This window comes from Nocardia sp. NPDC051990, assembly GCF_040680755.1.
GTDB lineage: Bacteria > Actinomycetota > Actinomycetes > Mycobacteriales > Mycobacteriaceae > Nocardia.
The window spans coordinates 145,087-167,573 of record NZ_JBFAXH010000005.1; the positions used below are offsets into that span (position 1 = coordinate 145,087).

The following is a 22,487-nucleotide window of genomic DNA, read 5'->3' on the forward strand; positions in this document are numbered from 1 at the left end:
AGACGTTTGCAGTGATCGGTTGGGCGTACCTAGCGCAGGGCTCGGGGGTAGGGCAGATCCGTGCTGGTGTGCTCGGTGACCGCGAGTGGGCTGCCGATCTGGGGGAAGGCGCGCTGCGGACAGGAGGGTCGTTCGCAGACCTTGCAGCCGGCGCCGATCGGCACCGCCGCGACCGGGCTGTCCAGCTGGAGACCGTTCGAATACGCCAGCCGGTCGGCATATTCGATATCGCAACCCAGTCCGATCGCGAAATTCTTTGTCGCCGTGCCGAATCCGTGTGGTCCCGCCAGTGCGGTGCGGGCAATCCAGAGGTAGCGGCGGCCGTCGGGCATCGCCGCCATCTGGGTCAGAATGCGACCTGGATTGGCGAAGGCCTCGTGCACCACCCACAGCGGGCAGCTGCCGCCGACCCGGGAGAAATGGAATGCCGTGGCGGACTGGCGTTTCGAGATATTGCCCGCGCGGTCGGTTCGGACGAGGAAGAACGGAACCCCGCGCTGCCCCTGCCGCTGCAGGGTGCTCAATCTGTGGCAGATGGTCTCGAAGCCGACCTCGAAACGCAGACTGAGCAGATCGATGTCGTAGCGCAGTTCCTCGGCCGACCGCAGAAAGCGGCCGTACGGCAGTACCAGTGCGCCCGCGAAGTAATTGGCCAACCCGATGCGCGCCAATGTCCTGGACTCGCCGGTGAGCGACGGTGTTTCGGCCAGGACAGCATCCAAATCCTTGCCGTACAGCAGAAAACCGAGGGTCGCTGCGATTTGAAACGCGCGTTGCCCAGGACGCAGCCGCCGGGCCAGCGTAAGCGTGCGGCTGTCCGGATCGTAATGCCGTTTCGGGATGGACGGATCCGCGCCGTCCCCGCGCACCAGTACGGTGACCCCGGCGCGCTCCTCGGCCACTCTGGCGAGTTGTCGATCGAGTGATCCGATGCTCAGACCACACTCCTCGAAGAGCTGTTCGGCCGCATGATCGAGTTGGGCAATGTGATTGTGGTGGTCGTAGAAGAAGTCCCGCACATCCTCGTACGGCATGGGCACACCCGGGGCGCCGGTCGGCGCGGCCACCCGGGCGGAGAGCAGATCGAGTTGATCGGTCGCGGCGCGTAGTCGCCGATGCATCGCGACAACGATTCGGGACACCTCCGGCAGTCGCGTCGCCAGCTCCTCCACCTCTGTCAGTGGCGCACTGTCACCACCCGCCGCATCGACGAGTACCTCGTGCAGATCCGAGACCAACCGGGCATCGGAGTCGGCGGCGAAGAATTGCACGTCGAGGTCGAAGGTGGAGTTGAGCTTCAGCAGCACCGGAATGGTGAGCGGTCGCTGGTCGCGCTCGAGCTGATTGAGATAGCTGGGCGATAGATCCAGGGATTTCGCCAGTGCCGCCTGGGTCATCCGCCGTTCTTCGCGCAACCGTCTCAGTCGGGCGCCTGCGTACATCTTGCGCACCGCAAGATGGTAGCCCTCGCAATTCGCAATCATCGCAGATTACAGGATTCTCGCCCGCAGAAATCTGCTGTTGCAAGGGATTTTGCCGAAGATCAATCCTGCGTAGCGTGCGAAGTAGGACAGCGGGCCCGTCTGGAACCGGGGCATGGATGAAAATCCACATCGTACGCGCCCGCGCCGCCGCCGCGGACTTTCCGCGCACAGAACATTTGGGCGACTAGAATTGCTGAGGTCTCCGCTGATCCGGTCGAAGTGACCGTCGAGGTCAGCGCGATGATCGTGAGCGATACCCTCTGCGGCCTCGGCAAAGGCACGCCACTGCCCGCCATGGGTGTTTTCGAAGTCGCTGACGGCGTCATCACCGCTTGGCGCGACTACTTCGATATGGCCGCCATCAACCGTGCCTTCGGAACCCGAACCCGTGGCCGAATAATCGGCTCGCGGATCAGCGGAACCGAATCGGTTGCCCATGCGTCGAATAGGGCATCGAGGTGATTCTGATGGCGACGTATGAGGAGGGGTTACGCATGGATCGTTGCTCGGGATGTCATACGGCCTGGCGGCAGCCGCTGGGCGCGCGGTCGCGCATGCGGCCGATGGTGCGCCATGGCGAGAGTTGTGAGCGGTATACGCCGCGTCGTCGGCTCCGGCCCTTTCCGGGGGCCGATTCTCATTGATATGCATCCCGATAGCGCGGTGATCACACCGCGCTATCGGGATGCGCGGTCTTGGCGGATCCGGTTAACGCATTGCGGCCGCGGCCGCGACGAGATTGCGTAACGACGCTTCCACTTCGACTGGTCCACGCGTCTTCAGCCCGCAGTCCGGATTGACCCAAAGCCGTTCGGCGGGAACGGCCTTCAGTGCGGCGCGGAGTGAAGCCGTGATTTCCGCAACGCTCGGCACCCGGGGTGAGTGGATGTCGTAAACGCCCGGTCCGACGCCGAGATCGAAGCCTGCGGCATTCAAATCGTCGAGCACTTCCATATGCGAGCGCGCCGCCTCGATCGAGGTCACATCCGCATCCAAGCCGGCGATCGCATCGATGACCTCACCGAATTCCGAATAGCAGAGGTGAGTGTGGATCTGGGTGGCATCCGAGATCCCGGAGGTAGCCAACCGGAATGCACCGACCGACCACTCCAGATACGCGTCCTGATCGACCGCGCGTAGCGGCAGCAATTCCCGCAGCGCGGGCTCGTCGACCTGGATGATCCGAATGCCCGCGGCCTGCAGATCGACCGTCTCGTCCCGGATGGCCAGCGCCACTTGACGTGCCGAATCCGCCAACGGTTGGTCATCGCGCACGAACGACCAGGCCAGAATCGTCACCGGGCCGGTCAACATGCCTTTGACCGGCTTATCGGTCAACGATTGCGCGTAGCCGATCCAATCCACGGTCATCGGCTCGGGCCGCGCGACATCGCCGAACAGAATCGGTGGCCGCACGCAGCGGGTGCCATAGGACTGCACCCAGCCCGCTTCGGTGGTGGCGAATCCGTCGAGTTGTTCGGCGAAGTACTGCACCATGTCATTGCGCTCCGGCTCACCGTGCACGAGCACGTCCAGGCCCAGTTTCTCCTGTAGCGCAATGACATCCGCGATTTCGGACCGCATCCGCCGCACATACTCGGTCTGATCGATCTCACCGTTGCGCAGTGCCGCACGTGCCAGCCGGATCGTCGAGGTCTGTGGATACGAACCGATCGTCGTCGTCGGCAACGAGGGCAGCCGCAGCTGCTCGGCCTGCAATATCCGCCGCTGCTGTGCGGGAGCCCGTCGCGTGGCATCGGGACCGAGCGTGGCCAGCCGCGCCCGCACCTGCGAATTATCCAGCCGAGGATCAGCGCGCCTGGTGGCCAGAGCCGCACGGACTGTGGCTAATTCAGCGGCGATCGCCTCGGGCCCCGCACTCAGGCCGGTCGCGAGCAACCGCACCTCGGCAACCTTCTCCGCACCGAACGCCAACCACGAGCGCAGCCGCTCGTCGAGGCCGGTTTCGTCGGCCAAGGTATAGGGCACATGCAGTAGCGAGCAGGAACTGGACACCGCAACGGATTTCGCGCACCCCAGCAGCGTGCCGAGCGTCGCCAAAGCCCTGTCCAGGTCGGCCCGCCAGACATTTCGGCCGTCGACCACACCAGCCACCAGCAGCTTGTTCGCCAGCGCGGTCGCACCTGCCACTTCGGACAGATCGGCGGCAACGGTGAAATCCAGTGCGATGCCTTCGATTTCGGTCTCGGCCAGTGCGCTCGACGCCGCACCTGGCCTGCCGAAGTAAGTGGCTACCAGCAGCGCGGGTCGATCCTTCGCTGCCGATAGTTCGGCGTAGGTGCGCCGTACCAGTTCGACCTCGTCAACGGTCAGATCGGTGACCAGAATCGGCTCGTCGAGTTGCACCCACTCCGCGCCCGCCACGGCCAGCAGTCGCAACAGCTCCCGATAGAGCGGCACCAACTCGTCGAGGCGATCCAGCGCCGCGCCGCCGCGCGCCTTCGCCAGCTTCAGGAAGGTGATGGGCCCGACCACCACCGGCCGCGCGGGCACCCCGAGTGCGAGCGCCTCGCGCAGCTCATCCAACACCTTCGACGGATGCAGCGAGAACACCGTCTCCGGACCGATTTCCGGTACGAGATAGTGGTAATTGGTATCGAACCACTTGGTCATCTCCAGCGGTTCGACCGTAGCGGTGCCGCGTGCGGCCGCGAAATAGCGATCCAGCGGATCGGTGATGCCGGCCACCCGAGGCGGCAGCGCGCCGAGCAGCACGGCGGTATCGAGCATCTGGTCGTAGTAGGAGAAGGTGCCGATAGGGATGGAATCCATTCCGGCGCTTTGTAATTCGGTCAGCTGATGGCGCCGTAGGCCGGCGGCGATCGCGTGCAGTTGCGTCGCGTCGATGCGTCCGGCCCAGTAGGATTCGGTGGCGCGCTTGAGTTCACGATGCGGCCCCACCCGCGGGAGACCGAGAACCGTCGCGGTGAACGGGTTATGCGTAACAGTCACGAATTTCTCCAGTGCTGAGATCGAAGACCATCGCCCTACGAGCTAGCGGAGACCGAGTGATGTGCCGGCGCACCGACCGAACGACGGAGCCCGACAATCGCACAGAGGTCCGCGCGCCCAATCCACGAGGCGGTGGCCGCCGGATACGGCGTATCCGACACGGCTGGCAGGTCTTCGGACTTGCAGGCACGGGCCTTCTGGCCGACCCCGGACGGGGCTCACCTACTGGCCGTCGCTTCCCGGGTGGATACCCAGTGCTGATGACGGCGGTCGTTCCTGCATACCGCTGCGGGACAGTCCCGGATTCTCACCGGGTTCCCTCTTGTCCGCGTATCGGATCGACCGATCCGCGAACTCGACTCCGTAACGCGACGTCGGGGCTCCATCTCGTCTGCGCACGGCGAACCAGCTGCGTTGTCCAGCATAGTCGGTCGCGCCACCCGATTTTCGGGCCAAGTCAGTCGGCACTGGCGACCTACCACGGCTCTCTAGTCTTACGCGCGAGGAGTTCGCGGCCGGTCTGAGCACATACCCGACGCCGAACGGTCCCCCTGAGTCGACCACCGCGGAGCGAGTCTCATGAGCGAGGTTCGCGGCCGGTCTCACATGCGAGTCTCGACCGTCTGGCAGGTGTGCAGCGGGTCGCGAACGACCTGCTCAGGCGTCCCCAACGGAGCGAGTCTTACGAGCGACCCGTTCGCGGCCCGTCTCGCGTCCGCGCCGCAGGCGCGGCCATCGAACGCAGCCGAGTCGTCGAAGCGCATGCGACGAAGTCGTGAGTCTCGACGGCGCCGCTAGTGACCGTTTGCAGGTCGCTCGAAAGGGTCAGTCGCGAGACACCAGGGGGCCGCGAACACGCCGCGCCGCAGGCGCGGCAAATCGAACACTGCACAACTTCGCAACTCTGCTAGGACTCGTTGTGAAGATTTCTGCTAATGGGACTTCCCTGTCAGGGCACCATTCCGGGCCGGGTACCTTAGTTCAATGTTCTCGAAAGTCTTGGTTGCGAACCGCGGCGAGATCGCCATCCGCGCCTTCCGCGCGGCCTACGAACTCGGCATCGGGACCGTCGCAGTCTTTCCATACGAGGACCGCAACTCGGTCCACCGGTTGAAGGCCGCGGAGTCCTATCAAATCGGCGAGCAGGGGCACCCGGTCCGGGCGTACCTGTCGATCGAGGCGATCATCGCGGCGGCCAAGTCCGCGGGTGCCGATGCCATCTACCCCGGTTACGGCTTCCTGTCCGAGAACCCGGACCTCGCGGCCGCCTGCGCGCGCGAGGGCATCACCTTCATCGGTCCGTCGGCCGAAGTGCTCGAACTGGCTGGTAACAAGGCCCGCGCGATCGAAGCGGCCAGGGCGGCGGGTCTGCCGGTGCTGAAGTCCAGCGCCCCCTCCGCCGATGTGGACGAACTGCTGGCCGCCGCCGCGGACCTGGACTATCCGATCTTCGTGAAGGCCGTCGCGGGCGGTGGCGGGCGCGGCATGCGCCGGGTCGCCGATCCGGCGCAGCTGCGCGAATCGATCGAGGCGGCGTCTCGCGAGGCGGAGTCGGCCTTCGGTGATCCGACCGTCTTCCTGGAACAGGCCGTGGTGAACCCGCGCCACATCGAGGTGCAGATCCTGGCCGATCAGCACGGCAATGTCATGCACCTGTTCGAGCGCGACTGTTCGGTGCAACGCCGCCACCAGAAGGTGATCGAGCTCGCGCCCGCCCCGAATCTGGATCCCGCACTGCGGATGCGTATCTGCAACGATGCCGTGGCCTTCGCCCGTCAGATCGGCTACAGCTGCGCGGGCACCGTGGAGTTCCTGCTCGACGAGCGCGGCAACCACGTGTTCATCGAGATGAATCCGCGCATCCAGGTGGAGCACACCGTGACCGAGGAGATCACCGATGTCGATCTGGTGCAGTCCCAGCTGCGCATCGCGGCGGGGGAGACCCTCGAACAGCTCGGCCTGAGCCAGGACAAGGTCGCCATTCGCGGCGCGGCCCTGCAATGCCGGATAACCACCGAGGATCCGGCCAACGGCTTCCGCCCCGACACTGGCCGCATCACCGCCTACCGCACCCCCGGCGGCGCGGGCATCCGTCTCGACGGCGGTGCGAACCTGGGCGCGGAGATCGGCGCCTACTTCGACTCGATGCTGGTCAAGCTCACCTGCCGCGGCCGCGATCTGCCCGCCGCGGTGGCCAGGGCCAGTCGCGCGCTCGCGGAATTCCGCATCCGCGGCGTCACCACCAATATCCCGTTCTTGCTCGCGGTGCTCGACGATCCCGACTTCAAGGCGGGCCGGGTCACCACGTCGTTCATCGATGAGCGCCCGGAGCTGCTGACCCTGCGCGGTTCGGCCGATCGCGGCACGAAGATCCTGAACTACCTTGCCGATATCACCGTGAACAAGCCGCACGGCGAGCGCCCGACCACGGTGTATCCGCACGACAAACTGCCCGCCATCGATCTGAGCGTGCCGCCGCCGGACGGTTCCCGTCAGCGGCTGCTGCGTCTCGGCCCCGAAGGTTTCGCGCAGGCGCTGCGCGAGCAGAAGGCTGTCGGCATCACCGACACCACCTTCCGCGACGCGCACCAATCACTGCTGGCCACCCGCGTGCGCACCAATGGTCTGCTCGGCGTCGCCGGACATGTCGCGCGCCTGACACCGGAGCTACTGTCCATCGAGGCCTGGGGCGGCGCGACTTACGATGTGGCACTGCGTTTCCTGTTCGAGGATCCGTGGGAGCGGCTGGCGGCATTGCGTGAGGCCGTGCCGAATATCTGTCTGCAGATGCTGCTGCGCGGCCGTAACACCGTCGGCTACACGCCGTATCCGGAGCAGGTGACGCGCGCGTTCGTCGCCGAGGCCACCGCCACCGGCATCGATATCTTCCGCATCTTCGACGCGCTCAACAATGTCGACCAAATGCGTCCGGCCATCGATGCGGTGCGCGAAACCGGTACGGCCATTGCGGAAGTCGCGATGAGCTACACCGGCGACCTGTCCAACCCGGACGAAAACCTCTACACCCTCGACTACTACCTCAAGCTCGCTGAGCAGATCGTCGACGCGGGTGCGCATGTGCTGGCTATCAAGGATATGGCCGGCCTGCTCCGCGCTCCGGCCGCCGCGACCCTGGTCTCCGCGCTGCGCAGCAACTTCGACCTCCCGGTGCATGTGCACACCCACGACACCCCGGGTGGTCAGCTGGCCACCTACCTCGCCGCGTGGCAGGCCGGTGCCGACGCGGTCGACGGTGCGAGCGCCGCCATGGCCGGAACCACCAGTCAGCCAGCACTTTCCGCGATCGTCGCGGCCGCCGCGCACAGCGAATACGACACCGGTATCAACCTGCAGAAGGTCTGTGATCTCGAGCCGTATTGGGAGGCGCTGCGAAAGGTATACGCGCCCTTCGAATCCGGGCTGCCCGCGCCCACCGGCCGGGTGTACACCCACGAAATCCCAGGCGGTCAGCTGTCGAATCTGCGTCAGCAGGCCATCGCGCTCGGTCTCGGCGACCGATTCGAAGAGGTCGAGGCGAAGTACGCTGCGGCGGACCGACTGCTGGGCCGGTTGGTCAAGGTCACCCCCTCCTCGAAGGTGGTCGGCGACCTCGCGCTCGCCCTGGTCGGCACCGGGGTCGAGATCGAAAGCTTCGCTGCCGATCCGGGCCGCTACGACATTCCGGACTCGGTCATCGGTTTCCTGCGTGGCGAACTCGGCAATCCGGCGGGCGGCTGGCCCGAGCCGTTCCGCAGTCGGGCTCTGGCCGGGCGCGGTCCGGCCAAACCGGAGACACCGCTGACCCCGGCGGACGAAGCCGGACTCGCGGGTTCGTCCGAGCAACGCCGCGCCACGCTCAACCGCCTGCTCTTCCCCGGTCCCACCGCGGAATTCCTCGCACACCGGGAAAAGTACGGTGACACCATGGGCCTTTCGGCCAACCAGTTCTTCTACGGACTGCGCCGTGGCGAGGAACACCGTGTGCAACTGGAGAAGGGCGTCACTCTGCTCATCGGACTGGAGGCCATCTCCGAACCCGATGCGCGCGGTATGCGCACGGTCATGTGCATCATGAACGGCCAACTGCGCCCGGTCGCCGTGCGCGACCGCTCCATCGCCAGCGATATCCCGGCTGCGGAGAAGGCCGATAAGAATAACCCCGGTCATATCGCGGCGCCGTTCGCCGGTGTGGTGACACTTGCTGTGTCCGAAGGTGATTCGATCGCGGCGGGCGATATCGTCGGCACCATCGAAGCGATGAAGATGGAGGCCGCCATCACCGCGCCGCGCGCCGGCATCGTCGGTCGAGTCGCGATCGGCAAGGTGCAGCAGGTCGAAGGCGGCGACCTGCTGGTCGAACTCACGGTGCGCGAGTCCACGGCCGAATGACCCGGATTGTCGCGGGTGCCGCGGGTGGGCGGCGGTTACGCGTCCCGCTCGCAGGTACCCGGCCCACGTCCGATCGAGTGCGCGAGGCGCTGTTCAGCGCCCTCGACGCCCGCATCGATTTCGACGGCGTCCGCGTACTCGACCTCTACGCCGGATCCGGCGCATTGGGCCTGGAGGCCCTCTCTCGCGGCGCCGCCCACGCCTTGCTGATCGAATCCGACCGCAAGGCCGCAGCCATCGTGCGCGGCAATATCACCGATCTCGGACTGCCCGGCGCCGAACTCCGCATCGGATCCGTCGCCACTGTCCTGGCGGGCGGCGGTGCGGGCAAATACGACATCGTCTTCTCCGATCCGCCCTACGAGGTCGACACCGCGACGGTCACCGACGACTTGCGCGCCCTCGTCGGACACGACTGGCTGGCACCGGACGCCCTCGTCGTGGTGGAGCGTTCCATCCGCTCCCCCGAGATCGTCTGGCCCGCAGGCTATATCCCCGCGAAGGCGCGCAAATACGGCGAAACCCGTATCGAACTAGCCGAATTCGCCCCGGAGTAACGTCGCCATCGCGGCATTCGAGGTCGCGATCGGGCCTCCTGATACCGTCTGTGCATGGCAGGAGCGTTGTGCCCGGGCTCGTTCGACCCGGTGACCAATGGACATATCGACGTTTTCGAGCGGGCCGCGGCCCAGTTCGACGAGGTCGTGGTGACCGTCATGATCAATCCCAAGAAGCAGGGCATGTTCAGTGTGGAGGAGCGCATCGAGATGCTGCGCGAGGCCACCGCGCACCTGCCCAATGTCCGGGTGGAGTCCTGGCAGGGGCTGCTGGTGGATTTCGCCAAACAGGAGGGGATCGGCGCGATCGTCAAGGGACTGCGTGATGCCATCGATTTCGGCTATGAACTGCAGATGGCGCAGATGAACAAGAAGCTCACCGGCGTCGACACCTTCTTCATCGCCACCAACCCGACCTTCAGCTTCCTGTCCAGCTCACTGGTCAAGGAGGTCGCGGCCTACGGCGGCGATGTCACCGACATGCTCCCGCCCGCGGTCCGCAAACGCCTCCTCGATCGCCTCGGCTCATCCGCCTCTCCGCGTATTTAGGCCATACCGGTTGGGTGCAGCGGAGGTTCCGCTGAGGTCCTGCGTCGTGTGCGTAATGACTTTTGGGCGTACCCGGTGAGGTGCTGATGTACTTACGAAATCAGTTGTCGCCTACCAAGTATCGATGAACGCGAATCAGAAGACCAAGCCGCGCAGGGCGAGGAAGCGCATACCTCCGACCGCGGCGGTGATGGCCAGAACGGCCGCGGCCTGGTAAGTCCCGCCCATACCGGGCGTCCACATCTCGAGCGCGACCAGTGCGGCGGTGGTGATGCCGAGTCCGACCAGCGCGAGTCCGCCGCCCTCCCACTGCGCGGTGAACCAGCCGACCCGGCCCGCCGCGTGGAAGGTGAGCTGCCGGTGCATTTCATTGGCGATCACGGTGCTCACGACCGAGCCCGCGATATTGGCGACCAAGGGGCCGACGCCGTGCATCGCGAAGAACAGCAGCACATAGGCAACGTTGCTGGAACCACCGACCAGGGCGAAGCGGATCAGCTGCGCCAGTGCCCGATCGCCACGCAGGTACTGCATCAACTGCCCGGACCGAGCGGCCGTCGCCGTGCGCGGCACGGGGTATGGGCCAGCCCACGGTATGTACAGGCTGCTCGGCAGAACCGTCGTCCGCGGTAGTTCCAGTACGGTCATTGTCTTTCCGATCCCACACGAGCCTTCGGTACGGACAACCGCGATGGTGATCGCATCCTTCCCGCAGACTCTAGAATGTTCCTTGCCTATCGCGTGTTCAGCATGTACTGAACATGCAGAACATGTCAATCATCGAATTGGAGGGATCCACCCCGTCGGCCTCCTTGTATCTCCACAGTCCCGGTCCGGGCCTGTGGTCCACTCGAGAAGATCTTGTTCGGAGCTCCCTGGATAAATGTAACATCAAGTGGAGGCAGATCCTCCGTTTGTTTTTGTGGCATACGAGACACCCGCACGACACACCGGTGGATGACTCGGCGGGAGCCGTGACGAGAGGCACACTGGGCCTCGGCGGTAATTTCGCCGTAGGTCTGCAGGAGAGTGGGGTAAGAGCATGTACCGCGTATTCGAAGCACTCGACGAGCTGGTCGCCATCCTCGAGGAAGCGCGCGGCATCCCGCCGACCCGTAGCTGCATAGTGCCGCGCGGTGATGTGCTCGAATTGCTCGATGACGTGCGCGATGCATTGCCTGGCGAACTCGACGACGCCCAGGATGTGCTCGATCATCGCGACAAGATCGTCTCCGACGCCCGCTCCGCCGCCGAGAAGACCGTGACCACCGCCAACGACCAGGCAGATCGGACCGTTGGATCGGCTCGCGAGGAGGCCGACCGGATTCTCGCCGATGCCAAGGCGCATGCCGACCGCATGGTCGCCGAGGCCAGTGCGCATGCCGATCATCTGGTGAATACCGCACAGGCCGAGGCTGATCGCGTTGTCGCCGACGGCAATGCTGAATTCGAGGCCGTCACCGGTCGGGCCCGTATCGAATCCGACCGGATGATCGAGGCGGGTAAGGCCGCCTATGGCCGTTCGGTCGCCGAGGGGGTGGCCGAGCGTGATCGCTTGGTCGGACAGACCGAAGTGGTGCGTGCCGCGCATGCCGAATCGGCCCGATTGATCGATGGTGCGAACCAAGAGGTCGATCGGATGCGCGACGAATGCGACCACTACGTCGACAGCCGGCTCGCCGACTTCGAGGAGACCCTCAACGCTGCCCTGCGGACCGTGCGCGGCGGACGGCACCAACTGCGTTCCGGTGCGGGCGCTCCGGATTACGGGGCCGACTATCGCCGCTGACGGTTTGGGCGCTCGCCGTGCCCTCGCGTATTGTGGAGTGGTTGCCCATTTCCCTCGAATGTGAAGTGAGTTCGTGATGTCCGCCGGTTCCGGTTCCGATTCGCGCCCTCGTTCGGCCTCGCGCCGTGCGCCGGACGCGGGTTTCGTGCTGGATGTCATCAGCCTGGGCCGTCGCCCCGGCACGATGAAAGAGCTGCACCGCGTGGTCACCACCGACGAGCGGATCGGGCTGGACCTGATCGCCATCCCTGCGGACGTCGAGGTGGATTGCGATCTGCGATTGCAGGCGGTATCCGAAGGGGTGCTCGTCACCGGAACGGTCGCCGCGCCGACAACCGGGGAGTGCGCGCGTTGCCTCGAACCGTTTACCGGCACGGTGGAAATCCAGCTCACCGAACTGTTCGCCTACCCGGACAGCGCGACCGAGCAGACCACCGAGGACGACGAGATCTACCGCATCGTCGATGACAAGATCGACCTGGAACCGGTGATCGCGGACGCGATCGGACTCGAACTTCCGCTGCAGCCGCTGTGTACTCCGGACTGCGCGGGCCTGTGCCCGGAATGCGGTGTGCGGATGGCGATTGCGGGTTCCGGCCATGGGCATGAGATACTTGACCCTCGCTGGGCCGGATTGGCGAAGTTCGCCGCCGAGTCGCCCGGCAATGGCAGCCCCGATTCGGGTGCAACCAACACAGACCATTAAGACCGAGACAGTGCTGCCGTACCGGCAAGCAATAGGACAAGAGGAGAAGTAGTCGTGGCCGTTCCCAAGCGCCGGATGTCCCGTTCCAACACCAGGTCGCGGCGCAGCCAGTGGAAGGCCGCCGCGCCGACCCTGATCACGTGCCCGAACCGCGCCTGCGGCGAGAAGACGCTGCCGCATATCGCGTGCCCTTCCTGCGGCACCTACAAGGGCCGCCAGATCACCGCCGCTGTCTGATCGTTCGACCTGTCGTATCGACGTGACCGTCAGCAAGGACGAAACCGGCCCGTCCGGTGAACATGCGAGCCTGCTCGCGGCGCTCGGCGTCGACGTGCGGGCCGATCTGCTGCGCCTGGCGCTGACGCACCGGTCGTTCGCGTATGAGAACGGCGGGCTGCCGACCAACGAGCGTCTGGAGTTCCTCGGTGACTCGGTCCTCGGGCTGAGTATCACAGAGCGGCTCTATCATGAGCACCCGGACAAATCCGAGGGCGAACTGGCCAAGCTGCGGGCGAGCGTGGTGAATATGCACGCGCTCGCCGAGGTGGCGCGCGGGCTCGGCGAGGGCGGGCTCGGCGTGCACCTGCTGCTCGGTAAGGGCGAAGAGCTCACGGGCGGCCGGGATAAGCCGAGCATTCTCGCCGACGGCATGGAGTCGCTGCTCGGCGCCGTCCATCTCGAGCACGGTATCGATGTCGCGCGCGAGGTGGTGCTGCGGCTCTTCGCCGATCTGCTCGAGCGCGGTCCGCGGATGGGCGCCGGACTGGACTGGAAGACCAGCCTGCAGGAGCTCACTGCCGAACGTGGCCTCGGTGTGCCCAGCTACGAGATCACCTCGACAGGTCCCGACCATGACAAGGAATTCACCGCGACCACCGTGATCGGCGGTCGTCCGTACGGTCAGGGCATCGGCCGCTCCAAGAAGGAAGCCGAGCAGAAGGCCGCGGGCGCCGCCTATCAGGCGCTGACCGACGAAGCCTGACGTGCCCGAACTTCCCGAGGTCGAGGTCGTCCGGCGCGGACTCGCCGAATATGTTGTCGGGCGAGTGATCGAATCCGTCACGGTGAACCATCCCAGGTCGGTACGCCGTCATCTCGAAGGTGCGGACGATCTGACGGCCCGAATGCAGGGTCTGCGGGTCGCCGCCGCCGAGCGGCGCGGCAAATACCTGTGGCTCACCTTCGACGATCCGGACATCTCGCTCGTGGTTCATCTCGGTATGAGTGGGCAGATGCTGGTGCAGCCCGCCGAGGCTCCGGTGGAGAAGCACGCGCATATCCTCGCCTCGCTCGACGACGGCGCACAATTGCGCTTCGTCGATCAACGCACCTTCGGCGGCTGGGCGCTCGCACCACTGCTGGAGGTGGACGGAACGCTGGTGCCCGAGCCCGTCGCGCATATCGCCCGGGATCCACTGGACCCGCGCTACGACCCCGAGGTCGTGGTGGCCGCGCTGCGCGCCAAACAGACCGAGATCAAACGGGTGCTGCTGGATCAGACCGTGATCTCCGGCGTCGGCAATATCTATGCCGACGAATCGCTGTGGCGGGCGAAGATCCACGGCAGCCGGCTCGCATCCGGTCTGACCGGACCCGCCGTGCGCACCCTGCTCACCGAGGTCGGCGCGGTGCTGGGGGAGGCGCTCGCTGCCGGTGGCACCTCATTCGATGCGCTGTATGTCAACGTCAACGGCCAATCCGGCTACTTCGAACGCTCGCTCGCGGTCTACGGCCGCCAGGACGAACCGTGCCGTCGCTGCGGTGCGCCCATCCTGCGGGAGAAGTTCATGAACCGTTCGTCCTACTCCTGCCCGCGCTGCCAACCGAAGGCCCGTCGCAGTTCGCGTTAGCGAGCTACCGTTCTTTTAGGTGGTTCGTAGAAGCTGACCGGCCGTGAAGGAAGGACATATGCGCAAGCTCACCTACTACGTCGCTTCGACTATCGACGGGTTCATCGCCACCGAGGAAGGGTCGGTCGACTTCTTCCCGGTCGGCGGCGATCACGGCCCGGCGATCACCGCACAGTATCCCGAGACCTTGCCGACGAAGGTGCGGGAGGCCCTCGGCATCGATAAGCGCAACCGCTACTTCGACACCGTACTGATGGGTCGAAAGACCCACGATTTCGGCGTGCGGACCGGAACCGCCAGCCCGTATTCGCATCTGCGTCAATTCGTCGTGTCGACGACGTTGCCGGAAAGTCCGGATCCGTCGGTGGAGCTGATCTCGGCCGATCCGCTCGCCACGGTGCGAGAGTTGAAGCGGGACAGCGGACTAGGGATCTGGCTGTGCGGCGGCGGGGAATTGGCGCAGGTGCTGCTGCCGGAGATCGATCAGATCTTCCTGAAGCTGTATCCGGTGGTACTCGGCCGGGGCCGTCCGCTGTTCGGTTCCGGCCCGCGCCTGCCGGAGGCGGCCCGCTTCCGGGTGATCACCAGCCGGGTGTTCGAGGACGGCGTCGCCTTCGTGAAATACGGCAGGATTCGATAACCGCTGTGGCGGAAGACGATTCGATCGTCGCCCCGGATCCGGAGAGCGCTCCGGGTCCGGTCGAGGCGTTGCGCGAGATCGGCTTCTGGCTCGAACGCGCACGGGCGCAAACGCATCGGGTGAAGGCGTACCGGCGGGCTGCCGATACCGTGGCGGAGCTTTCCGAGGACGAACGGGCGACCCATCACGCGGCACACAGCTGGCGCGAACTCGCCGGGATCGGGCCGAAGACCGCCGCCGTCATCGAACAGGCGCATTCCGGTGCGGTACCGGAGTATTTGAGCGAACTCCGCAAAGCCGCGCAGCCCATCGGGGCACGGGGCAAGCCCATGCGGGCCCAGTTGCGCGGTGATCTGCACACCCACTCCGACTGGTCCGACGGGGGCAGTCCGATCGCGGAGATGATGGGCGTCGCGGCCGCGCTCGGTCACCAATACTGTGCGCTGACCGATCATTCGCCGCGGTTGACCGTCGCCAACGGGCTCTCCGCCGACCGATTGCGGCGGCAGTTGGATGTGGTCGCGGAGCTGAACGAACGAGTCGCGCCATTCCGAATTCTCACCGGAATCGAGGTGGACATCCTCGATGACGGGACGCTGGACCAGCAGAGCGATCTGCTTGCCGAACTCGATATCGTTGTCGCCAGCGTCCATTCGCATCTGCGTGCCGACAGCGAGACCATGACCAAGCGCATGGTGTACGCCGTGGCGAATCCGAATGTGGATGTTTTGGGGCACTGTACCGGTCGACTGATCGATGGAGAGCGGGGTCTGCGGCCGGAGTCGAGTTTCGACGCCGAACTCGTCTTCGAGGCGTGCCGGAGTTACGGCACGGCCGTGGAGATCAACAGCCGTCCCGAGCGGCTCGATCCGCCATCTCGGCTGCTGCGGCTGGCGGTCGAGATGGGTTGCTATTTCTCGATCGATACCGATGCGCATGCTCCTGGTCAGTTGGACTGGCTGGGTTACGGATGCGAGCGCGCGGTCGCGAACGGCGTTGCGGCGGAGCGGGTCATCAATACGTGGCCGGCGGAGCAGTTACTGGCCTGGACGAAATCGGCAGCGAGGGATGCGGTTTGATCGCGGCCGCGGCCGTAGAGTGGATGGGTAGTCGCCTCCGATCTACCAGGGTGGTGCGATGGACCGCACAGTACATGTGACGTCACTCGGGTCATTGGTCGGCGCGTGGACGGTGAATGTGATCGGTGCCCGGGTCAGTGAAAACAGAGATCTGCGGTGCGCGGTCGCGCCCGGCTCCAGGCGGGGCTCGTATTCTTCGGATCTCGTGGCCGCTGAGGCGGACTGCAATCGTTGGTGCGCGGCGACCGAGCGCTTGGTAGCGACTATCGGTGCGTTACAGGAAAAGGAGCGACTGGTCAGTTTGCACCTGCACCCGCCCTGGCAAGGTCGGCTGCGATGGCGCCTGCGGTATGCACAGCGAAATCGATTGCTGCGCAGGCAATACGACCATGTGAAGGCCGAACTGCTGGCCGAGTTCGACGCGGCGCTTGCGGAATATCAGGTCCGGGCCGGTGATCTGCCCGAGTATCAGGAGCGGTACCGCAGGCAAGAGCAGCAACGACTGAAGCGCGAACAAGAGCAGGCACGCCTACGGCGCGAGGCGGCCGTGGCGAGTGACACCGATCCGCGGTGGACCTATCAGATCAGGGAACTCTCCGGCGATCGCTGCTTCTGCATCTACCAGACCGGCCTCGAGCACCCCTATCCGGCGGTCGAGGAGGTCGGACTGACACCGGTCGAGATCCAGGCCGAGCTGGTGGCCGAACGCGCGGAGCATCCGTATACCTCGGTGATGTGGGCACTGGAAACGGGTCAGGCACTGCGGGAGAAGTACCAGACCGAGGTGGCCGGTTGGCAGGCGCTCACCGGTATCGAGATCGAACCGTTTCCGCGTGATCCGAACAAGCCCCGGTCGAATCGCCGGAACGGGGTCTACGGAATACACGGCAGCGACTACGGATCGGGTCATTTCGGCTGTTTCGGCAGCGGCTTCTGACGGTGCGGGCAGGTTGGCCGCCGGGTTAACTGTTGCCGAACACTCGTGCGGTATCTGGGCGGATTCCGGATGACGTTCGAAAATGGTTGATACACAGATCTCTTGGGGGTGGCGGCACCGGTGGGTGGATTTCCGATCGAAATCGTGCTCGGACTCATCGGTGTCGCGGTGCCGATCATCGCGTTCCTGTGGGAGTTCGTCTTTGTCGGACGCAAGGAGCTCGGCTATCGGGTACAGATGGATACGCCGGTCACCGGTGAGATCGAATCAGTCTTTCCCGGTGTACTGCCGCAGCTGCGCCCCGCGCACGATGGTGCGAGTCCGCCGCTGAAGGATCTGTCGGTGGTGCTGGTCCGCATCGAAAACAGCGGTGCGACACCGATCGATACGCACGACTACCGGGCGCCGGAGGCGGGCCAGGTCGGTTTGCATCTGAACTTTCCACAGCGCCGGGTCATCGGAATGGCGGTCACCGAGCTGAGTGATCCGGGGCTGGCCGATTCACTGGACCGTGATTCGGGCATCGCGGTTCGCGAGGATACGGCCGGGCATATCGGCGTCATCGATCTGCCGAGGGTGCCGCTCAATCGTGCCGATCACTACAAGATCCTGGCCATTCTGCAACGTTCGGAGGGCACGGGGGAGTATTCGGCACCGGTGCTGAGCGGCGGCATCAAGGGCGGGCGGATCATCGAAACCCAGAGCCGCACCGGCATTTCGCGAGTGATGGTGGCGCTCACGGTCTTTCTGGTCGCGGTGATCGTCGTCCAGCTGGTGGTGTCTGTGCTTGTGCCTGATCCGACGCCATTGGACTGTGCCGCGGGCAAACTCACGGTGGTCGGCTCGTCGGCCTTCGAACCGGTCATCCGCGATGCGGCCGCGCAGTACGGGAAGCGGTGCACTGGAGCGGAATTCGCGTTCGGCTTCGAGGGCACCGAACGCGGTCTGGACCGGGTCGCCGAGGAGGGCAAGGACAATCCGGATCTGCTCGCGATCAGCGACGGCCCGAAAGGTGATGGCTACCAGCCACTGCTGGACCGTCCGCTGGCGCTGTCGCTGTTCACTATGATCGTGCACAAGGATGTCGGCCTCACCAACCTGACGGTCGCGCAGATCCAGGATCTGTATCAGGGCCGGATCACCAACTGGCGCGATATCGGCGGTCCGGATCTGCCGGTTGTGCTGGTCAACCGGATACCTGGATCGGGTACCCGAAATACATTGGAGCGCAGGGTACTCGGCGGTCCACAGCCCGATCGGCCGCATGTCAGCTGTGTCGCGATCAAGGATGGCGCACCGACGGCGGCCAGATATTGCGATGTGCAGGTCACCAAGGATATGCAGAAGGCGGTGAGCGAGATTCCGGGCGCCGTCGGTTACAGCGAGTTCTCCGAGGCGGCGAAGGCGGGAGCCACGAGCCTCACCATCAATGGCGTGACGCCGGGACGTGACGTCGCTGTCAATCGCAGCTATCCCTTCTGGGGCGTCGAATACGCCTACAGCTACGGCGAACTCCCCAGCGATTCGCTCGGCGCCGGCTTCCTGCACTTCCTGACCGATCTGACCGGTAAGGATGTGCTGCGCGAGCACGGCAACGAACCGTGTAGTGAGCTGCCCGATCGGGCCCGCTGCCTGCCGTCTTCGTGACATTGTCACGAATTCGGCGGCCATCTCGTCTAACTCGGGTAAGCGATTTCGAGAGAGGACGATTCATGTCACGCATGCAACTCGCCGAGGTGGCACCCGAGATCTACCAGGCCTGGTTCGCCGCCGAACAGGGCATCCACCGCGGACCACTGGATCCGACCGTGCGGGAACTGGTGAAGATCCGCGTATCCCAGATGAACGGCTGCCTGTTCTGCATCGATATGCACACCACCGACGCGCGGATGGCGGGCGAGACCGAACAGCGGATCTACTATCTCAATGCCTGGCGTGAGTCGGTGAAGTTCACCGCGGCCGAGCGAGCCGCCCTCGCCTACGCGGAGGCGGTCACCAGACTCGGTGAACACGGTGTCAGCGATGAGATCTGGGCCGATGTCGAGATGAACTTCGACGAGGGCGCGCTGGCCGGTCTGGTCGCGGTCACCGCGATGATCAACCTGTGGAACCGGATCGGGGTGCCGTTGCGGATGCAGCCCGCGTCCGTCTGACGAATCGGACTGGTGCCGTCACAGCTCAACCGCACGCTGTTGCTCGGCGTATCGCGCTGGGCGGCAGCGTAATGGGCGACTCCGGAACAGTCAGTCGCCCGAGCGTGGCATCGGTTCATCGGCCAAGGGCATGATCGGTCGGCTGAAGAAATCCTCGACCGGGACCGGACCGGTGTAGCGGCGGCACGTGCACTGCACCCATACGCGACCGACCATCGTCTTGCGGCCCAGCTCGGCATGGCAGGTGCCCGCCTTCGGATCGTGCAGTGCCAGGTCGTGGCCGCAGCCACACTGCGCAACAGCGGGTTGCGCGGCCGAACGTCGGCCGAACCGCCCGACCGCCCAGCCCGCACATGCGATCCCAGCTCCGATAGCGAGGGTGATTGGATCGAACATAGATGCATTATATGTATGCGTATACCGAGATGGTAGTAGGTCATCGATCAGCGTGCCGAGAGGGCGTACTACGAAATCCGCTCCGGACAAGTCGGACTCGGCACGGCCAGGTTGGCCTTTCTTGTCGTGCAGGCCTTTTCGTCAGGGTGTCTGGAGCCGAGGTGATCTCTACCGTGTACCGGCCTTCCGTAAGCCCAAGGCGCCCAATGCTGCTCGCGCGAACCGCAGTGGTGCGATCTCGATCGCGATGTTCGCCGTTGTCACGGCGCTCTATGGCGAGAGAACCTGCTGTGCAACCAGAGCTCGCCGCGGTACGCGCGGAGTGCAGCCCCGGCGTGATCCAGCGTGGCATCGCTGGTACGGTCTCGGGCTGACGAGTTCTGAGTTCGAGTCATTTCGATATAAGTCAAAATCCCTGTAAGTCCCCTTGATGCCAAGGCCGGATAATGGGTCATTTTATCCCAAATGCTGAGATTTCAGACCAACTGCCTGGTTTGAGTAGCCGGAAATAAGGTACGTCTGTGTTCGGCCCCCCTGTTCACGCGATCCAGCGTGACCAGGCCAACCAAGCCCCTCTGGACGGCGGTGCAGGCTCGAGTCTCCACCTCCGCCGCGGCGGCCACCACGTTCGGCGCCCAGCGCACCGAGTGCTGGGTGGATGTGCACACGGTTGTCCCTGGAAGGATGGTCATGAGCGCAGGTCTGGTCGCGCCGCATTCGGCGCAAATCGCCGCTTCGGATTTGCTGTCTACCAATCATGTCGGTGAACGATTCCGCATTGCGATGGTTGTTCCGCCGTACTTCGACGTACCGCCGAAGGCCTATGGCGGCGTCGAGGCCGTCGTCGCCGATTTGGTCGACGCATTGGTCGCGCGCGGACATGATGTGACATTGTTCGGCGCTGGTGAGCCCGGCACCACGGCGAAATTCGTTCCGGTGTGGGATCGCGCATTGCCAGAACGGCTCGGGGAGCCGTTTCCCGAGGTCGTGCACGCTCTGAAGGTACGAAGGGCGATCGAACAGGTCGCCGCTACCTCCGGCGTGGACCTCGTGCACGACCACACCTTTGCCGGACCACTGAATGCCCCGGCGTATATGGGTCTGGGCTTACCAACAGTGGTGACCGTGCACGGGCCGGTCGACGAGGGTGACTGCTACCACTACTACCGCGAATTGGGTCAGGAAGTATCGCTGGTCGCCATCAGCGATCGGCAGCGCGAATTGGCGCCCGATCTGAATTGGGTCGGTCGCGTACACAATGCACTGCATGTCGATCAGTGGCCGTACCAAACCGAAAAAGGTGACTACGCACTGTTTCTCGGCCGTTTCACGGCGACCAAGGGAACGCATCTGGCATTGCAAGCCGCGCACGAGGCCGATATTCCGTTGGTGCTCGCTGGCAAGTGCAGTGAGGCCCATGAGCAGGCGTATTTCGAAAAGCAAGTGCGCCCGCTGATCACTGCGCGAGACCACCTTTTCGGACTCGCGGATGCGTCGGCCAAGCGCAAGCTGCTCGCGGGCGCGCGCTGCCTGTTGTTCCCCATCGACTGGGAGGAACCGTTCGGCATGGTGATGATCGAGGCGATGGTCTGCGGCACGCCGGTGGTCGCACTCCGCGGCGGTGCGGTTGCCGAGGTCATCGTCGATGGTGTGACCGGCCGGATCTGTGACGATCCCGCCGAGCTGCCCGCCGCGATCGCCGAGGTGAGCAAGTTCGATCCGGCGGCGTGCCGTGCGCACGTCGAGGCGAACTTCGGCGCGGGCACGCTCGGTCGCGGCTATGAGCAGGTCTATCATCAGCTCCTGCGTTCGCGGCGCAATGCGCGCGCGGCACGGCTGCTCGATGAGACGGTGCCGGTTCGTATTCCGGCGAGCGAACGCGTATGACCGCGGACGCCGGCGCCGCGAATCCCGCACCGCTGAATTCCGGTGAGCCGACCGGATTCGGTGGTTGCGGTAGTTCGGTGACCCTGGTCGAGCGCGGCACCTTCTGCCTGTCGAATCGGCTCGGCGATATCGAACCGGGACACCCGCATGGGTTGTTCCTCCGCGACGCCCGCGTCATCTCCCGCTGGGAACTGCAGGTGGACGGCCAACCCGCCGAATCGCTATCGGTGCTCAGCCCGGAGGCGTTCGCCGCCGAATTCGTGCTGCGCCGACCACCGCAGGCCGGACAGGCCGACAGCACTTTGCTGGTGGTGCGCGAACGCCTCATCGCCGATGGCATGCACGAGATTCTGACCCTGGAGAATATGGGTCGGGAGCCGACTGAGGTCACCTTGGAGTTGCATATCGACGCGGATTTCGTCGATCTGTTCGCGGTCAAGGAGGGGCGCGCCGCGAACGGCCGCGCCGAGGTCACCGTGGCCGAGGGCGAGTTGTTGTTGCACGACCGCACCGATCGGATGCGCGGGCTCACGGTTTCGGCGACCGTAGAGCCCGCTGTTCTGCCAGGCACCCTGCTCTGGCGGGTAGTCGTCCGGCCCGGCCAACGCTGGCAGACCGAGATCGTGGCCCGGCCGAGGTGCCAGGCGCGGTCGAGCTCGCCACCCGGCTGGCGGGCGGATTGCTCGATGCGGCAGCATCTTTCGGTGGCCGGCTGCCCGAGCTGTTCTGCGGATTTTCGCGCGATCAGTTCGCGGTTCCCGCCCCGTATCCCACTGCTCACCACAGGCGTGGGCCAGTGCGGCACCGCTTTTGCTGGTGCGCTCGTTCCTCGGACTGGATCCGGGCGCGCCGTCGCGCATGCTAACTGTCAGCCCGCAACTGCCGTCGCACTGGGGCAAGGTCACGCTGAGCGATCTGCGATTGGGTTCGGCGACGGTGGATCTCGAGGCCGAGGGCGATCAGATCACACGGTGCGGCTGCCCGATGACTGGCAGATCACGCGATGAAGTATGTAGTGGGATGTACGGCGCCGGATCGGGTAATCCACCACCGTAAGAACACGGGACTGCTTCTCCACTGAATACCAGCAGGCTGGAG

At 65.0% G+C, this 22,487-nt stretch carries 19 protein-coding genes, 1 pseudogene and 1 riboswitch; of the genes and pseudogenes, 16 read left to right on the forward strand and 4 right to left on the reverse strand.

Annotated elements, in window-relative coordinates; translation table 11 throughout:
• Window positions 1-29: 29 nt before the first annotated feature.
• On the reverse strand, window positions 30-1,451 hold the full coding sequence (locus AB0L63_RS12405) for a short-chain fatty acyl-CoA regulator family protein (protein WP_364498638.1): 1,422 nt from the start codon (window positions 1,449-1,451) through the stop codon (window positions 30-32).
• Between the two features lie 252 nt (window positions 1,452-1,703).
• Here AB0L63_RS12405 and AB0L63_RS12410 point away from each other — a divergent pair, with 252 nt between their 5' ends.
• Entirely contained in the window at window positions 1,704-1,946 is a 243-nt protein-coding gene (locus tag AB0L63_RS12410) for a limonene-1,2-epoxide hydrolase family protein (protein WP_364498641.1), read from the forward strand.
• 246 nt (window positions 1,947-2,192) lie between these two features.
• On the opposite strand, the gene metE is transcribed toward AB0L63_RS12410, so the two are convergent.
• A complete protein-coding gene (gene metE, locus AB0L63_RS12415) occupies window positions 2,193-4,457 on the reverse strand; it encodes a 5-methyltetrahydropteroyltriglutamate--homocysteine S-methyltransferase (RefSeq protein ID WP_364498644.1) in 2,265 nt (754 codons plus the stop codon).
• A gap of 147 nt (window positions 4,458-4,604) precedes the next feature.
• Window positions 4,605-4,815, reverse strand: a riboswitch (cobalamin riboswitch).
• A 626-nt stretch (window positions 4,816-5,441) separates the two neighbouring features.
• Here metE and AB0L63_RS12420 point away from each other — a divergent pair.
• The 3 genes from AB0L63_RS12420 to coaD are packed head-to-tail and all read left to right on the forward strand — an operon-like array spanning window position 5,442 to window position 9,952.
• On the forward strand, window positions 5,442-8,846 hold the full coding sequence (locus tag AB0L63_RS12420; RefSeq protein WP_364498647.1) for a pyruvate carboxylase: 3,405 nt from the start codon (window positions 5,442-5,444) through the stop codon (window positions 8,844-8,846).
• On the forward strand, window positions 8,843-9,403 hold the full coding sequence (gene rsmD / locus AB0L63_RS12425; RefSeq protein ID WP_364498649.1) for a 16S rRNA (guanine(966)-N(2))-methyltransferase RsmD: 561 nt from the start codon (window positions 8,843-8,845) through the stop codon (window positions 9,401-9,403). Before AB0L63_RS12420 ends, rsmD begins: the two co-directional genes overlap by 4 nt.
• Window positions 9,404-9,457: 54 nt before the next feature.
• Complete coding sequence (gene coaD / locus AB0L63_RS12430; protein WP_364498652.1) at window positions 9,458-9,952, forward strand: pantetheine-phosphate adenylyltransferase; 495 nt, start codon at window positions 9,458-9,460, stop codon at window positions 9,950-9,952.
• 135 nt (window positions 9,953-10,087) lie between these two features.
• Here coaD and AB0L63_RS12435 read toward each other — a convergent pair whose 3' ends face one another.
• Window positions 10,088-10,600, reverse strand: coding sequence for a GtrA family protein (locus AB0L63_RS12435; RefSeq protein ID WP_364498655.1), 513 nt, complete (start codon window positions 10,598-10,600; stop codon window positions 10,088-10,090).
• Window positions 10,601-10,994: 394 nt separating this feature from the next.
• On the opposite strand from AB0L63_RS12435, the gene AB0L63_RS12440 reads away from it, so the two are divergent.
• The 10 genes from AB0L63_RS12440 to AB0L63_RS12485 all read left to right on the forward strand — a co-directional run bounded on the left by AB0L63_RS12440 (window position 10,995) and on the right by AB0L63_RS12485 (window position 19,106).
• On the forward strand, window positions 10,995-11,741 hold the full coding sequence (locus AB0L63_RS12440) for a DivIVA domain-containing protein (protein ID WP_364498658.1): 747 nt from the start codon (window positions 10,995-10,997) through the stop codon (window positions 11,739-11,741).
• A 76-nt stretch (window positions 11,742-11,817) separates the two neighbouring features.
• On the forward strand, window positions 11,818-12,447 hold the full coding sequence (locus AB0L63_RS12445; RefSeq protein ID WP_364498660.1) for a DUF177 domain-containing protein: 630 nt from the start codon (window positions 11,818-11,820) through the stop codon (window positions 12,445-12,447).
• Window positions 12,448-12,501: 54 nt separating this feature from the next.
• Window positions 12,502-12,684, forward strand: a complete 183-nt coding sequence (rpmF, locus tag AB0L63_RS12450) for a 50S ribosomal protein L32 (RefSeq protein ID WP_364498663.1) — start codon at window positions 12,502-12,504, stop codon at window positions 12,682-12,684.
• A gap of 22 nt (window positions 12,685-12,706) precedes the next feature.
• Entirely contained in the window at window positions 12,707-13,429 is a 723-nt protein-coding gene (gene rnc, locus AB0L63_RS12455) for a ribonuclease III (RefSeq protein WP_364498665.1), read from the forward strand.
• A 1-nt stretch (window position 13,430) separates the two neighbouring features.
• Entirely contained in the window at window positions 13,431-14,297 is an 867-nt protein-coding gene (gene mutM / locus AB0L63_RS12460; RefSeq protein WP_364498668.1) for a bifunctional DNA-formamidopyrimidine glycosylase/DNA-(apurinic or apyrimidinic site) lyase, read from the forward strand.
• A gap of 58 nt (window positions 14,298-14,355) precedes the next feature.
• A complete protein-coding gene (locus tag AB0L63_RS12465) occupies window positions 14,356-14,937 on the forward strand; it encodes a dihydrofolate reductase family protein (protein ID WP_364498671.1) in 582 nt (193 codons plus the stop codon).
• 5 nt (window positions 14,938-14,942) lie between these two features.
• Window positions 14,943-16,016: a PHP domain-containing protein gene (locus AB0L63_RS12470; RefSeq protein ID WP_364498674.1), complete on the forward strand. Its 1,074-nt coding sequence runs from the start codon at window positions 14,943-14,945 to the stop codon at window positions 16,014-16,016.
• Window positions 16,017-16,074: 58 nt separating this feature from the next.
• Window positions 16,075-16,953, forward strand: a complete 879-nt coding sequence (locus tag AB0L63_RS12475; RefSeq protein WP_364498677.1) for a hypothetical protein — start codon at window positions 16,075-16,077, stop codon at window positions 16,951-16,953.
• 120 nt (window positions 16,954-17,073) lie between these two features.
• Window positions 17,074-18,600, forward strand: a complete 1,527-nt coding sequence (locus AB0L63_RS12480; protein WP_364498680.1) for a substrate-binding domain-containing protein — start codon at window positions 17,074-17,076, stop codon at window positions 18,598-18,600.
• Window positions 18,601-18,665: 65 nt separating this feature from the next.
• Complete coding sequence (locus AB0L63_RS12485; protein WP_364498682.1) at window positions 18,666-19,106, forward strand: carboxymuconolactone decarboxylase family protein; 441 nt, start codon at window positions 18,666-18,668, stop codon at window positions 19,104-19,106.
• Between the two features lie 90 nt (window positions 19,107-19,196).
• On the opposite strand, the gene AB0L63_RS12490 is transcribed toward AB0L63_RS12485, so the two are convergent.
• On the reverse strand, window positions 19,197-19,502 hold the full coding sequence (locus AB0L63_RS12490) for a hypothetical protein (protein ID WP_364498684.1): 306 nt from the start codon (window positions 19,500-19,502) through the stop codon (window positions 19,197-19,199).
• Window positions 19,503-20,285: 783 nt separating this feature from the next.
• On the opposite strand from AB0L63_RS12490, the gene AB0L63_RS12495 reads away from it, so the two are divergent.
• A complete protein-coding gene (locus AB0L63_RS12495; RefSeq protein WP_364499174.1) occupies window positions 20,286-21,389 on the forward strand; it encodes a glycosyltransferase family 4 protein in 1,104 nt (367 codons plus the stop codon).
• A pseudogene (locus AB0L63_RS12500) lies at window positions 21,386-22,396 on the forward strand (glycogen debranching N-terminal domain-containing protein). The gene AB0L63_RS12495 and the pseudogene AB0L63_RS12500 overlap by 4 nt, the downstream one beginning before the upstream one ends.
• The last annotated feature ends 91 nt before the right edge of the window (window positions 22,397-22,487 follow it).

What these genes read in the sequence shown, in the direction of transcription:
- AB0L63_RS12435 (WP_364498655.1), bottom strand. Translation starts at nt 10,600, where the DNA reads ATGACCGTACTGGAACTACCGCGGACGACGGTTCTGCCGAGCAGCCTG.
- AB0L63_RS12485 (WP_364498682.1), top strand. Translation starts at nt 18,666, where the DNA reads ATGTCACGCATGCAACTCGCCGAGGTGGCACCCGAGATCTACCAGGCC.
- AB0L63_RS12420 (WP_364498647.1), top strand. Translation starts at nt 5,442, where the DNA reads ATGTTCTCGAAAGTCTTGGTTGCGAACCGCGGCGAGATCGCCATCCGC.
- rsmD (WP_364498649.1), top strand. Translation starts at nt 8,843, where the DNA reads ATGACCCGGATTGTCGCGGGTGCCGCGGGTGGGCGGCGGTTACGCGTC.
- AB0L63_RS12445 (WP_364498660.1), top strand. Translation starts at nt 11,818, where the DNA reads ATGTCCGCCGGTTCCGGTTCCGATTCGCGCCCTCGTTCGGCCTCGCGC.
- AB0L63_RS12440 (WP_364498658.1), top strand. Translation starts at nt 10,995, where the DNA reads ATGTACCGCGTATTCGAAGCACTCGACGAGCTGGTCGCCATCCTCGAG.
- AB0L63_RS12495 (WP_364499174.1), top strand. Translation starts at nt 20,286, where the DNA reads ATGGTTGTTCCGCCGTACTTCGACGTACCGCCGAAGGCCTATGGCGGC.
- coaD (WP_364498652.1), top strand. Translation starts at nt 9,458, where the DNA reads ATGGCAGGAGCGTTGTGCCCGGGCTCGTTCGACCCGGTGACCAATGGA.
- AB0L63_RS12490 (WP_364498684.1), bottom strand. Translation starts at nt 19,502, where the DNA reads ATGTTCGATCCAATCACCCTCGCTATCGGAGCTGGGATCGCATGTGCG.
- AB0L63_RS12465 (WP_364498671.1), top strand. Translation starts at nt 14,356, where the DNA reads ATGCGCAAGCTCACCTACTACGTCGCTTCGACTATCGACGGGTTCATC.
- AB0L63_RS12475 (WP_364498677.1), top strand. Translation starts at nt 16,075, where the DNA reads ATGGACCGCACAGTACATGTGACGTCACTCGGGTCATTGGTCGGCGCG.